At 69.9% G+C, this 12,893-nt stretch carries 13 protein-coding genes; 10 read left to right on the plus strand and 3 right to left on the minus strand.

Annotated features, from left to right (window positions below):
- Positions 1–49 precede the first annotated feature (49 nt).
- From ABZS77_RS05685 to ABZS77_RS05695, 3 genes are all read left to right on the plus strand, one after another.
- Positions 50–1,444 carry a DUF4331 domain-containing protein gene (locus ABZS77_RS05685; protein ID WP_354817768.1) on the plus strand — a complete coding sequence of 465 codons (1,395 nt, stop codon included), beginning with the start codon at positions 50–52 and terminating at the stop codon, positions 1,442–1,444.
- Positions 1,444–1,794 (plus strand): phospholipase, encoded by a 351-nt coding sequence (locus ABZS77_RS05690; protein WP_354817771.1) that lies wholly within the window; start codon positions 1,444–1,446, stop codon positions 1,792–1,794. Before ABZS77_RS05685 ends, ABZS77_RS05690 begins: the two co-directional genes overlap by 1 nt.
- Before the next feature lie 469 nt (positions 1,795–2,263).
- Positions 2,264–2,521, plus strand: a complete 258-nt coding sequence (locus ABZS77_RS05695) for a WhiB family transcriptional regulator (protein ID WP_007455784.1) — start codon at positions 2,264–2,266, stop codon at positions 2,519–2,521.
- Positions 2,522–2,556: 35 nt separating this feature from the next.
- On the opposite strand, the gene ABZS77_RS05700 is transcribed toward ABZS77_RS05695, so the two are convergent.
- Positions 2,557–3,006, minus strand: coding sequence for a metallopeptidase family protein (locus ABZS77_RS05700; RefSeq protein WP_074316962.1), 450 nt, complete (start codon positions 3,004–3,006; stop codon positions 2,557–2,559).
- 154 nt (positions 3,007–3,160) lie between these two features.
- On the opposite strand from ABZS77_RS05700, the gene ABZS77_RS05705 reads away from it, so the two are divergent.
- Positions 3,161–3,526: a DUF3499 domain-containing protein gene (locus ABZS77_RS05705; protein WP_053658603.1), complete on the plus strand. Its 366-nt coding sequence runs from the start codon at positions 3,161–3,163 to the stop codon at positions 3,524–3,526.
- Positions 3,527–3,545: 19 nt separating this feature from the next.
- Here ABZS77_RS05705 and ABZS77_RS05710 read toward each other — a convergent pair whose 3' ends face one another.
- Positions 3,546–4,892 carry an aspartate aminotransferase family protein gene (locus tag ABZS77_RS05710; protein ID WP_354817774.1) on the minus strand — a complete coding sequence of 449 codons (1,347 nt, stop codon included), beginning with the start codon at positions 4,890–4,892 and terminating at the stop codon, positions 3,546–3,548.
- A gap of 494 nt (positions 4,893–5,386) precedes the next feature.
- The gene (locus tag ABZS77_RS05715; protein WP_203177830.1) at positions 5,387–5,899 is read right to left on the minus strand and encodes an Lrp/AsnC family transcriptional regulator; all 513 of its coding nucleotides are present in this window, start codon (positions 5,897–5,899) and stop codon (positions 5,387–5,389) included.
- Between the two features lie 160 nt (positions 5,900–6,059).
- Here ABZS77_RS05715 and ABZS77_RS05720 point away from each other — a divergent pair, with 160 nt between their 5' ends.
- From ABZS77_RS05720 to ABZS77_RS05745, 6 genes are read left to right on the plus strand one after another with little or no spacing between them, the layout of a single operon-like run.
- A complete protein-coding gene (locus ABZS77_RS05720; protein ID WP_354817777.1) occupies positions 6,060–7,244 on the plus strand; it encodes a spermidine/putrescine ABC transporter substrate-binding protein in 1,185 nt (394 codons plus the stop codon).
- Between the two features lie 5 nt (positions 7,245–7,249).
- Complete coding sequence (locus ABZS77_RS05725; RefSeq protein WP_354817780.1) at positions 7,250–8,401, plus strand: ABC transporter ATP-binding protein; 1,152 nt, start codon at positions 7,250–7,252, stop codon at positions 8,399–8,401.
- Entirely contained in the window at positions 8,398–9,306 is a 909-nt protein-coding gene (locus tag ABZS77_RS05730; protein ID WP_354817783.1) for an ABC transporter permease, read from the plus strand. Before ABZS77_RS05725 ends, ABZS77_RS05730 begins: the two co-directional genes overlap by 4 nt.
- Positions 9,303–10,136, plus strand: a complete 834-nt coding sequence (locus ABZS77_RS05735) for an ABC transporter permease (protein ID WP_354817786.1) — start codon at positions 9,303–9,305, stop codon at positions 10,134–10,136. The genes ABZS77_RS05730 and ABZS77_RS05735 overlap by 4 nt, the downstream gene beginning before the upstream one ends.
- The gene (locus tag ABZS77_RS05740; RefSeq protein ID WP_354817789.1) at positions 10,133–11,554 is read left to right on the plus strand and encodes an FAD-dependent oxidoreductase; all 1,422 of its coding nucleotides are present in this window, start codon (positions 10,133–10,135) and stop codon (positions 11,552–11,554) included. Before ABZS77_RS05735 ends, ABZS77_RS05740 begins: the two co-directional genes overlap by 4 nt.
- Positions 11,554–12,735 (plus strand): saccharopine dehydrogenase C-terminal domain-containing protein, encoded by a 1,182-nt coding sequence (locus ABZS77_RS05745; RefSeq protein WP_354817792.1) that lies wholly within the window; start codon positions 11,554–11,556, stop codon positions 12,733–12,735. The genes ABZS77_RS05740 and ABZS77_RS05745 overlap by 1 nt, the downstream gene beginning before the upstream one ends.
- The last annotated feature ends 158 nt before the right edge of the window (positions 12,736–12,893 follow it).

A 12,893-nucleotide genomic window follows, 5' to 3' on the forward strand; every position in this document is an offset into this window, starting at 1 on the left:
GACGCGTCCCACCCCGCCATCCGCTCCCGCCCAGTGAGGTTGGTCCGCCATGTCTTCCCACCGCGAGGCACCGGAGATCGCCAAGGATCCGGTCGCCGACAGCTCCGACCTGTACGCGTTCGTCAGCCCGGACAAGCCCGACACGGTCACGCTGATCGCCAACTACGTGCCGTTGCAACTCCCCTCCGGGGGGCCGAACTTCTTCGAGTTCGGTGACGACGTGCGCTACGAGATCCATATAGACAACGACGGCGACGGCCGTCCGGATGTCACCTACCGGTTCGAATTCACCACCGAGATCACCAATCCGAACAGCTTTCTCTACAACACCGGTCCGATCGACTCGCTCGACAGCGAGACCTGGAACCGGCGGCAGTTCTACAGCCTGACCCGGGTGGCCGACGGCCGGGAGCACCGCCTGGCGCACAAGTTGCCCTGCCCGCCGTGCAACGTCGGCCCGCTGTCCACCCCGAAGTACGCCGACCTGGTCCGGCAGGCCACCTACTCGCTCTCCACCGGGGAGCGGGTCTTCGCCGGGCAGCGCGCGGACGGCTTCTTCGTCGACCTGGGGGCGATCTTCGACCTCGGCACGCTGCGGCCGTTCCAGCAGCTGCACGTGGCCGGTAAGAAGATCTTCAAGGCCGAGGGGGAACCGGTAAACGCCACCGACCGGATGAACGTGCACAGCCTCGCCGTGCAGGTGCCGCTGAACCGGGTGCGCCGGCGTGCCAACCGGTACGGCGCCGGTGACCGGGCGTCGGTGATCGGGGTGTGGACGTCGGCGTCGCGTCGGCAGGTGCGGGTGCTCGGCGACCGGGGTGGGGCGGACACCGCCACCGGCCCGTTCACCCAGGTCTCCCGGTTGGGCAATCCCCTGTTCAACGAGGTCATCGTGCCGATGTCCAAGAAGGACCTGTGGAACTCGTTGCCACCGTCGGAGGACAAGCGGTTCGCCCAGTTCGTCGAGCAGCCGGAGCTGGCCGCGTTGCTGCCGGCGCTCTACCCGGACGTCTTTCCCAACCTGGACCGGCTCACCAAGTCGAAGAAGGCCCGCGCCGACCTGGTGGCGATCCTTCTCACCGGTGTGCCGGCCGGGCTGATCGACGGCTTCACCAACGCCACCGGCGACGTCCAGGCCGACATGCTGCGGCTGAACACGGCGATCCCGCCGACGCGTCGGCCGGACCGCTTCGGGGTGCTCGGTGGTGACCTGGCCGGCTTCCCGAACGGGCGGCGCGTCGGCGACGACGTGGTCAGCATCGCGTTGCGGGCCATCGCCGGGCTGACCGTCCCGTTGGTGGACCGGACGTTCCGCCCGGACGCGGCCGCCGCGGCGGTGACGCCCGGGTTGAGCGCCGCCGACGTGACCGCGCCGTTTTTCGGAAACTTCCCCTACCTGGGTACGCCGTACGACGGGTTCAACAACCCGCCGGCGGCGCACTGATGGCGGCGGGGGAGCGGCCGATGCACGAGCACACGTACGGGCCGTCGGAGACCGGGACCGTCGTCCTCGAACTGGGCGGCGAGACCGGCGCGTTGATCCTCTACACCGGCCCGGATCTGCACGGGCGGGAGATCGAGATCAGCCGGGGCGACGACCGGCGCGTCCACTCGGCGGTGCGCGAACGCCGGGTGCGGGACGGGTCGTTCCACAGTGCGGTCTATCCGGATCTGCCCGCCGGCATGTATACCGTCTGGTGGGACGATGACACGTCTGCCGGGACGGTGTCCGTCCATGGTGGATCGATTGCCGAGTTTGTCTTTCCCACCAGCGGTTTCGGGACGGCCGACTGAACCTCACCGCGCTGTGTTCACCATCACGTCCCGTCCACATCGTGGGCGGGACGTGAATGCTGTGCCGGGCTCGACGGGCGGTCTGCGCCGCGCCGCGTTAACCTGTCCCCCACCAAGATCAGCTTGACGGGAGGGGGCGTCCGATGTGTCTGGCGCCGTTCTGGCGGCGGCTCGTCGGAGGCGCGCCACGGCAGAAAAGTCGGGCAACTCGCCGGAGAGGGCGTTACTCGGCCGGGGTCTGAATCGATAGGGCAGGTTGCGAGGCTGGACGACCTGAGTGGTCGGCCGGGGGTGTCGGGAGGGCGACTCCATTATCAAGTTTGGCTTGACGGCGCACGCATTACACGCGTGTAATTTGAATGGGGTTGTTCGCACGGAACGCAACAAAACGGGACCGGACGGACAAGCACGCCTTTCGCGTGGGGGGTTGCAGCGGCGATGACGCCGGTGCGCGACAAGGAGGCATTTGATGGACGGCCAGCTTGAGGTGGCCGACCTGCTCGGAAACGCGCCGGAGTGGCAGGAGCGGGCGCTGTGCTCGCAGACCGACCCCGAGGCGTTCTTTCCCGAGAAGGGCGGCTCGACCCGCGAGGCGAAGCGAATCTGCTCGCGCTGCGAGGTCAAGACCGAATGCCTCGAATACGCTCTCGGGCACGACGAGCGGTTCGGCATCTGGGGTGGGCTCTCGGAGCGGGAGCGGCGCAAGTTGAAGCGGCGGGCCGCCTGAGCGGTGCGGGGTCGGGGCGGTGGGGGCCGCCCGGCTCAGGCCAGCTCGTCGGGGTCGACCCCGAGCAGGTTCGCCACCTGTTCGATGATCACATCGTGGACGAGGTCGGCGAGGTCCTCACGGTCCATCGCCCGGAACTCCAGAGGCCGCCGGTACAGCACGATCCGCGGCGGCACCTCCTGCCGGCCCGGCCGGCCGGGGAGCAGCCGGGCCAACGGGACCTCGCCGTCCTCCAGGACGTCGGAGTCGTAGACGTTCAGATCCGGCGGGACGTCCTCGACGGCGAACTCGACACCGGCCAGCTCCTTGGCGAACCGCCGCTCCAGCGTCTCGACGGTGTCCAGGACCAGATCGTCGAAGACCTCCGCCTTGGTGCGGGCCAGTGGCACCGTCGCCGGCACCAGCCGTCCGCGCAGGCCGCGCCCGTGCCGGTCGCGGTGCGCACGCCGGCCGGAACCGGGGCGGCGGTGTTCCGGACTCGTCATGAGGCAAAGGGTAGCCCCCACGCCGGGCTGGCCAGCGGCAGCGCCGCTCGCGTGGCGCGGCGCGTACCGGACGGGCGGATTGTGATCACCACGACGGGCGTGTCGCAACGCGAAGCGATGCGCCGGACCCGGTAATGGAGATACCCTGCCGCACGTGAGGTCACCACGGCGCTGCTCCCGTAACGGCTGCCCCCGGCAAGCGGTCGCCACATTGACCTATGTCTACAACGAGTCGACAGCGGTGGTGGGTCCGCTTGCGGCGTTCGCCGAGCCGCACACGTACGACCTGTGTGAGCCGCACGCCCGCAGCCTCACCGCCCCCCGGGGCTGGGACGTGGTCCGGCACGAGGGCGAGTTCGAGCCGCCGCCCCCGACCACCGACGACCTGGTGGCGCTCGCCGAGGCGGTCCGCGAGGCCGCCCGCCCGGCCCCCCGCCCGCCGGAGCCGGACCAGCACCACGAGAACCCCCACCAGACCGGCCGCCGAGGTCACCTCCGCGTGATCCCTCCCAACCACTGACCCCGGCGGCCGAGGAGTCTCAGAGGCGTGCCCAGGCTTCGGTGAGGACCGTCCGCAGGATCTGCTCGATCTCGTCGAAGTGCTGCTGCTCGGCGATCAGCGGCGGGGCGAGCTGCACGACGGGGTCGCCCCGGTCGTCGGCCCGGCAGTAGAGCCCGGCCTGGAACAGGGCGGTGGAGAGAAAGCCGCGCAGCAGTCGTTCCGACTCGGCCTCGTCGAAGGCCTCCCGGGTGGTCTTGTCCTTGACCAGCTCGATCCCGTAGAAGTAGCCGTCGCCGCGGACGTCGCCGACGATCGGCAGGTCGTGCAGCTTCTCCAGGGTGGACCGGAAGGCGTCCTCGTTGGCGCGTACGTGGCCGACGAGGTCCTCGCGGGCGAACACCTCCAGGTTGGCCAGGGCCACCGCACAGGAGACCGGGTGGCCGCCGAAGGTCACCCCGTGGGCGAACATGCCGGTCTCGGTGAGGAACGGTTCCATCAGCCGGTCGCTGGCGATCATCGCGCCGAGCGGGGCGTACCCGGAGGTGATGCCCTTGGCGGTGGTGATGATGTCCGGCTGGAAGCCGTAGCGCACCGCGCCGAAGTACTCGCCGAGCCGCCCCCAGGAGCAGATCACCTCGTCGGAGACGAGCAGCACGTCGTACGCGTCGCAGATCTCCCGGACCCGTTGGAAGTAGCCGGGCGGGGGCGGGAAGCAGCCGCCGGAGTTCTGCACCGGCTCCAGGAAGACGGCCGCGACGGTGTCCGGCCCCTCGCGCTCGATGGCCCGGCCGATCTCGTCGGCGGCCCAGCGGCCGAACGCCTCGGCGTCGTCGCCGTGCTCGGGTGCCCGGTAGAAGTTGGTGTTCGGCACCTTGATCGCTCCCGGTACCAGCGGCTCGAAGTCGCTCTTGATGCCCGGCAGGCCGGTGATCGACAGGGCGCCCATCGAGGTCCCGTGGTACGCGATGTACCGGCTGATCACCTTGTACTTGTTCGGCTTGCCGGTGCGCTTGAAGTAGGCGCGCGCCAGCTTCCACGCCGCCTCCACCGCCTCGGAGCCACCGGTGGTGAAGAAGACCCGGTTGAGGTCGCCGGGCGTGAGGGTGGAGATCTTCTCGGCCAGCTCGACGGCCGTGGGGTGGGCGTACGACCAGAGCGGGAAGTAGGCCAGCTCGCCCGCCTGCTTGGCGGCGGCCTCGGCCAGCTCGGTGCGCCCGTGGCCGGCGTTGACGACGAAGAGCCCTGCGAGCCCGTCCAGGTAGCGGCGGCCCTGCGCGTCCCACACGTAGGCGCCCTCGCCGCGCACGATGGTCGGCACCTCGCCGGCGGAGTAGCTCGCCATCCGGGTGAAGTGCATCCAGAGGTGGTCGGTGGCGTTGGCCATGTCAGCCCCATCGGTCGTCGGGCCGGTCCAAGGGGTGGCACCGGCCGCTCTGCCAACGGTTATCGCACAGTCCCGGGGCCGGAGGCAAGTGGGATCAGTGGCACGATGGGCTGCCAACGACGGATTCAGCGAGTGGCAGGGGTCATGGCAACGGATTCCGCATCGTCGCGCTGCGGCGCTGTCGAGGTGCCGTCCTGCGGCCCGCCGTTCGGGGGTGGGACGCTGTCGACCTGCCCCAGATATGGGGCACGTGCCTGACACTGCGCCCACGTTCGCCCCGCGCCGCATGGGTTGATCCACTCCGGTTCGCCGATGTCGCGGTGCCGGAGCGCGGTTGACACCGCGATTTCGGCGACATCGAGTGGATCAACTTCTGGCCGGTGCGGGTGGGCGTCGGGACGCCTGCGGGACGCCTTTGGGCGGTGCTCCGGCGGCACCCTGACCTTCGCCCCGGCCGCGTGGACGTCCTTTGTGGGCGGCGTCCGCCGGTCCGGTCAGGCCGTACCCCAGGTGTAGGTCTGCTTGCGCAACTTGAGGTAGACGAACGCCTCGGTGGAGAGCACGCCGGGCACCGCGCGTAGTCGTTGCAGGATCTCCAGCAGGTGGTCGTCGTTGCGGCAGACCACCTCGGTGAGCAGGTCGAACGACCCGGCGGTGATCACCACGTAGTCGACCTCGTCCAGCTCGGCGAGCCGGTCCGCCACCGCCTCCAGGTCGCCGTCGGTACGCAGCCCGATCATCGCCTGCCGGGGGAAGCCGAGCTGGAGCGGATCGGTCACCGCGACGATCTGCATCACGCCCGAGTCGAGCAGTCGCTGCACCCGCTGGCGGACCGCCGCCTCGGAGAGCCCGACCGCCTTGCCGATCGTCGCGTACGGGCGGCGGCCGTCCTCCTGGAGCTGTTCGATGATCTGCTTGGCCACGTCGTCCAGCAGAGCGTGATTGGCACCTTCACGGACAGCGACACGGCGGCCGCCGTTGCCGTTCTCGTGCTGCCGGTTTGTCATCGTGCGCTCCCCATGTCCCGGATCGTGATGTCGCGCGTGTATCACCGCGTAGTCTGGCGTATTTCGTCGTGCATCGCTAATCCCGCAACGGAATCCCTTGTAAGGGAGGTCACCTCATGTCAGGATCAGTCGTCCACGGCACCGACCCCTAGGAGTCGTCATGCGTACTCCCCTCCGGCCCCTCTCCCGGCGTGGACTGCTCACCGGCACTCTCGGTTCGGCCGCACTGCTCACCATGGGCGGCAGCCTCGCCGGCTGCGGCACCAAGGGCGCGCAGCAGACCGAGGCCGGCTGCGTCAGCGAGGACCTGTCCGGCACCGAGAAGAAGCTTGCCTTCTCCAACTGGCCGCAGTACATGGACGTGGACGAGAAGGACGAATCCAAGCGGCCCAGCCTGGACGAGTTCGTCACGAAGACCGGCATCCAGGTCACGTACACCGAGGACATCAACGACAACAACGAGTTCTTCGGCAAGGTGCAGAACCAGCTCGCCGCCTGCCAGAGCACCGACCGGGACATCATCGTGCTGACCGACTGGATGGCGGCCCGGATGATCCGGCTCGGCTGGATCCAGAAGCTCGACCCGGCGAAGATCCCGAACGTGCAGGCCAACCTGCTCCCGTCGCTGCTCAACCGCTCCTTCGACGCCGAGAACCGCATCTCCATCCCGTGGCAGTCCGGCCTCGCCGGCCTGGCGTTCAACGGCAGTGTCACAAAGGAGCTGCGTACCGTCGACGAGCTGCTCACCCGCCCCGACCTCAAGGGCAAGGTGACGGCGCTCAGCGAGATGCGCGACACCATGGGCCTGCTCCTCGGATCCAACGGCCACGACCCGGCCAACTTCACGGCAGCCCAGTTCGACGACGCCCTCAACAAGCTCAAGAAGGCCGTCGACTCCGGGCAGATCCGCAAGTTCACCGGCAACGACTACGCGCCCGACCTGGCCAAGGGCGACATCGCCGCGTGCATCGGCTGGTCCGGCGACGTCATCCAGCTCGCCAGCGAGAACGAGAAGGTGCGGTTCGTCGCGCCCGACTCCGGCGTGATGCTCTACAGCGACAACATGATGGTGCCCAACAAGGCCACCCACAGGGGCAACGCCGAGGCGCTCATCAACTACTACTACGAGCCGGCGGTCGCCGCGAAGCTCGCCGCGTACGTCAACTACATCTGCCCGGTCAAGGGCGCCCAGGCCGAGATGGAGAAGATCGACCCGGAGCTGGCGGCCAACCCGCTGATCTTCCCCGACGAGGCGCTGCTGTCGAAGTCCAAGGTGTTCATGGCGCTGGACGAGAAGCAGGAACGGGAGTACGAGGGCAAGTTCCAGCAGGTCATCGGGGCGTGACTCCGATGGCGCGCGAGACACCCGCCGGCGATCTGCGCCTGGCCAACCTCACCAAGCGGTTCGGCATCTTCACCGCCGTCGACGACCTCAGCCTGACCGTCGCGCAGGGCTCGTTCTTCGCGCTGCTCGGCGCGTCCGGCTGCGGCAAGACCACCACGCTTCGGATGATCGCCGGCCTGGAGGAGCCGACAAGCGGCCAGGTGCTGCTCGGCGACACCGACATCGCCCGGCTGCGACCGTACAAGCGGCCGGTCAACACCGTCTTCCAGAGCTACGCGCTCTTCCCGCACCTCAGCATCTTCGAGAACGTGGCCTTCGGGCTGCGTCGACGTGGCATCCGCTCGGTCGACGACGAGGTCACCCGGATGCTGTCGCTGGTCCAGCTCGACGGGTACGGCGCCCGGCGTCCGGCGCAGCTCTCCGGCGGCCAGCAGCAACGGGTCGCGCTGGCCCGCGCGCTGATCAACAGGCCGCAGGTGCTGCTGCTCGACGAGCCGTTGGGCGCGCTCGACCTGAAGCTGCGCCGGCAGATGCAGATCGAGCTGAAGCGCATCCAGACCGAGGTCGGCATCACCTTCGTCCACGTCACCCACGACCAGGAGGAGGCCATGACGATGGCCGACACCGTCGCGGTGATGAACGCCGGTCGGATCGAGCAGCTCGGCGCACCGGCCGACCTCTACGAGTTCCCCGCCACCGCGTTCGTGGCGAACTTCCTCGGCCAGTCGAACCTGCTCGCCGCCGAGGCCGCGGGCACCACCGGTGGCGACGTCGCGGTGACGGCGCACGGCGCGCGCTTCTCGGTGCCCGCCGGCCGCGCACGGGCCGACCGGGGTCCGGTCCACCTGGGGGTACGCCCGGAGAAGCTGCATCTGGTCGGCTCCGCCGACCAGGTGCCCCAAGGACACCAGCACGTCACAGGTGTCGTCACCGACGCCTCCTACGTGGGGGTCAGCACGCAGTACCTGCTGCGTACCGGCTGGGGCACCGAGCTGTTGGTCTTCGCCGCGAACAGCGGTGCGGTGGCGCAGGTGCCGGTCGGCAGCGAGGCGGTGGCGTACTGGGATCCGCGGCACGCGTTCCTGCTGCCCCGGGACGCCGACGACACCGACCGGACGTCGCCGGTGCTCGACGAGCCGGTGGGCGCGTCGTCGTGACCCTCCTGGCACCCACCCGGGCGGGGCAGCCGCCGAGCGTGCCACCGGCGGCCCGGCCCGGGCGGCGCCGGCTCCTGCCGTACCTCCTGCTGTTGCCGGGCGCGGCCTGGCTGCTCATCTTCTTCGGGGTGCCGCTGGCGCAGCTCGCCGCGGCAAGCCTGTACGACCCCAGCGGCTCGCTCTCCACCGGGTACACGCTGACCTGGGCGTTCGGCAACTACCCGGACGTGCTCCAGGCGTACTGGCCGCAGTTCCTGCGCTCGTTCGGCTACGCCGGCCTGGCCCTGGTGCTGGCGTTGCTGCTCGGCTACCCGTTGGCGTACGCCATCGCGCAGAAGGCCGGCCGGTGGAAGAACCTGCTGCTGGTGTGCGTGGTCGCGCCGATGTTCACCAGTTTCCTGGTCCGCACGCTGGCCTGGAAGACGATCCTGTCGGACAACGGCGCGCTCGTCGGTCTGCTGCGGGACGTGCACCTGCTCGCCCCGGACGGCCGGCTCCTGGCCACCCCGTTCGCGGTGGTGCTCGGCCTGACGTACAACTTCCTGCCGTTCCTGGTGCTGCCGCTGTACGCGAGCCTGGAGCGGCTGGACCCCCGGCTGCTGGAGGCGGCCACCGACCTGTACGCGAGCCCGACGCAGGCGTTCCGGCGGGTGACGCTGCCGCTGTCCATGCCCGGCCTGGTCGCCGGCACGCTGCTGTTCTTCATCCCGGCCAGCGGCGACTACATCAACGCGGAGCTGCTCGGCACCCCGAACGAGTACATGATCGGCAACGTCATCGACTCGGCGTTCCTGGTCCGGCTCGACTACCCGCAGGGTGCCGCGCTGTCGTTCCTGCTGATGGCGGCGATCCTCGCGGTGGTCTTCGGCTACCTCCGCCGGGCCGGCACGGAGGAGGTCCTGTGAGGGTTTCCCGCTGGTTGGCGGACCGCTGGGTGATGATCGTGGCTCTGCTGGTGCTCGGGTACCTGGCGCTGCCGATCCTGGTGGTGGCCGGGCTGTCGTTCAACCGGCCGTCGAGCCGGCTGTCGTACGACTTCAACGAGTTCACCCTGGACAACTGGCGTCAGCCGTGTGCCACCTCGGACATGTGCGACGCGGTGGTCCGCAGCGTGCAGATCGGCTTCATCGCCACGGTGGTGGCCACCGTGCTCGGCACCCTGATGGCGTTCGCGCTGGTGCGGCACCGCTTCCGGGGCCGGTCCGGCATCAACGTGCTGATCTTCCTGCCGATGGCGACCCCCGAACTGGTGATGGGCACGTCGCTGCTGGCCCTGTTCGTGTCCGCCGGGGTGCCGCAGGGCTTCTGGACCATCGTGATCGCGCACGTGATGTTCTGCGTGTCGTTCGTCGTGGTCACCGTGAAGGCGCGGCTCGCCGGGATGGACCGGCGGCTGGAGGAGGCCGCCATGGACCTCTACGCCAGCGAGTGGCAGACGTTCCGGCGGATCACCCTGCCGCTGGTGCTGCCCGGTATCGTGGCCGCCGCGCTGCTGGCGTTCTCGCTGAGCTTCGACGACTTCATCATCACGAACTTCAACGCCGGCACCACAGTCACGTTCCCCATGTACGTCTGGGGCGCCGCCCAGCGGGGCATCCCACCGCAGGTCAACGTCATCGGCACGGCCATGTTCGTGATCGCCCTGCTGCTGGTCGGGCTCAGTTCGCTGCGCGGCCGGCGGGAACGCCGCGCCAACCTGCTGGCCGGTACGGCCTCGGTTCGCCGGCCGTCATGACCCTCCCGCAGGTCGGCCGGGCGCTCGCCGACGCGGCACCCCTGCCGTACTGGCTCGACCGACCGGAACGCCCCGACCCGCTGCCGCCGCTCACCGGCCCGCAGGACGCCGACCTGCTGGTGATCGGCGGCGGATACGGCGGCCTCTGGGCGGCGCTGCTCGCCAAACAGGCCGACCCCGACCGTGACGTGCTGCTGGTCGACGCCGGCACCTGCGGCTGGGCGGCGTCCGGACGCAACGGCGGGTTCTGCGCCGCCTCGCTCACCCACGGACTGGCGAACGGCGTCGAGCGGTTCCCCGACGAGGTCGGCGAACTGGACCGCCTCGGCCGGGACAACCTGGACGCCATCGCCGCCACCGTCGCCGAGTTCGGCATCGACTGCGACTTCGAACGCACCGGCGAACTGGCCGTCGCCGTCGAGCCGTACCAGGTCGACGGGTTGGCCGCCGACGCGGAACTGGCCCGCCGGTACGGCCACCGGGTGCGGCTGCTCGACCGCGACGAGGTACGCGCCGAGGTCAACTCGCCGACGTACCTGGGCGGGATGGTCGACGCCGACCGGGTGGCCATGGTGGACCCGGCGAAGCTGGCCTGGGGACTCCGCCGCGCCTGTCTCGACCTCGGCGTACGCGTGCACGAACACACCCGGGTCACCGGGCTGCGGGCCGACGGCACGGCCCTGCACGCGCGGACGCTCGGTGGCCGGGACGCCGCACCCGGCTCGGTACGGGCACGGCGGATCGTGCTGGCCACCAACGCGTTCCCACCGCTGCTGCGCCGCCTACGGGCGTACGTGGTGCCGGTCTACGACCACGTGCTGATGACCGAACCACTCACCCCCGCCCAGCGGGATTCGATCGGCTGGCGCAACAGGCAGGGGCTGGCCGACACCGGCAACCAGTTCCACTACTACCGGATCACCGTCGACGGGCGGATCCTCTTCGGCGGCTACGACGCCGTCTACCACTACGGCAACCGGGTCGCCCCCGAGTTGGAACAGAACCCGGCCACCTTCACCACCCTCGCCCGGCACTTCTTCACCACGTTCCCGCAGCTCGCCGACGTGCGCTTCAGCCACCGCTGGGGCGGCGTCATCGACACCTGCACCCGGTTCTGCCCGTTCTTCGGCACCGCGTACGACGGTCGGCTGGCGTACGCGGCCGGCTACACGGGCCTCGGCGTCGGAGCCACCCGCTTCGGCGCGCGCGTGCTGCTCGACCTGCTCGACGGCGGGAACACCCCGCTGACCCGGCTCGACCTCGTTCGTCGCAAGCCCCTGCCGTTCCCGCCGGAACCCGTGCGCGCGATCGGCATCAACCTCACCCGCTGGTCACTGGCCCGCGCCGACGCGCGCGACGGCCGGCGCGACCTCTGGCTCCGTACTCTCGATCGTCTTGGTTTGGGGTTTGATTCCTGATGCGTGTCCTGCTCGTCGGCGCCGGTGGCGTCGGCTCCGCCGCCGTAGCCATCGCCGCCCGACGGACCTTCTTCGAGACGATGGTCGTCGCCGACCACGACCCCGGCCGTGCCGACCGCGCGGTCGCCGAGTACGGGGACCGGTTCGTCGCCGCGCGGGTGGACGCGTCCGACGCCGAGGCGGTCGCCGCGCTGTGCCGGGAGCACCGGATCACCCACGTGCTCAACGCCGTCGACCCCCGCTTCGTCCTGCCCATCTTCGACGGCGCGTACGCGGCCGGCGCGGACTACCTGGACATGGCGATGTCGCTGTCGCACGCCGACACCGGCGTGAAGCTCGGCGACGACCAGTTCGCGAAGGCCGAAGCCTGGGCGGGCGCCGGCCGGCTGGCACTGTGCGGCATCGGCGTCGAACCCGGCCTGTCCGACGTGTTCGCCCGGTACGCCGCCGACGAACTCTTCAGCGAGATCGACGAGATCGGCGTCCGGGACGGCGCGAACCTCACAGTCGACGGGTACGACTTCGCGCCCTCGTTCTCCATCTGGACCACCATCGAGGAGTGCCTCAACCGGCCTGTCGTCTGGGAGAGGGACCGGGGCTGGTACACCACCGAACCGTTCTCCGAGCCGGAGGTCTTCCACTTCCCCGAGGGCATCGGACCGGTCGAGTGCGTCAACGTCGAACACGAGGAGGTGCTGCTCATACCGCGCTGGGTCGACGCGCGGCGGGTCACCTTCAAGTACGGCCTCGGCGACGAGTTCATCGGGGTGCTCAAGACGCTGCACAAGCTCGGCCTGGACGCGGTGTCCCCGGTGCGGGTACGCGGCGTCGACGTGTCCCCGCGCGACGTGGTGGCCGCCAGCCTGCCGGACCCGGCCACCCTCGGCGCGCGGATGCGCGGCAAGACCTGCGCTGGCACCTGGGTCCGTGGCCTCGGCCCGGACGGGCAGCCCCGGGAGGTGTACCTCTACCACGTCGTCGACAACGAATGGTCGATGCGGGAGTACGGCCACCAGGCGGTCGTCTGGCAGACCGCCGTCAACCCGGTCGTCGCACTGGAACTGCTCGCCACCGGCGTCTGGTCCGGTGTCGGGGTGCTCGGGCCGGAGGCGCTGCCCCCGATCCCGTTCCTCGACCTGCTGACCGACTACGGGTCGCCGTGGGGCATGGAGGAGCGCTGAACCGCCCTCGTTGACAACATCCCGACACGGCCACCGGTCGCCGCCGCAGAGCGAACCCGGTGCGGCGTGACAGGTGCGGATATGCGGCTTTGGTCGGTAGATGTGGCGGCACGATCGGCCCTGCCCGACCGGCCTGAAGACTTACCGCAGGTGTCGAC

Origin of the sequence: Micromonospora sp. NPDC005298, from assembly GCF_040607375.1 — a bacterium.
GTDB lineage: Bacteria > Actinomycetota > Actinomycetes > Mycobacteriales > Micromonosporaceae > Micromonospora.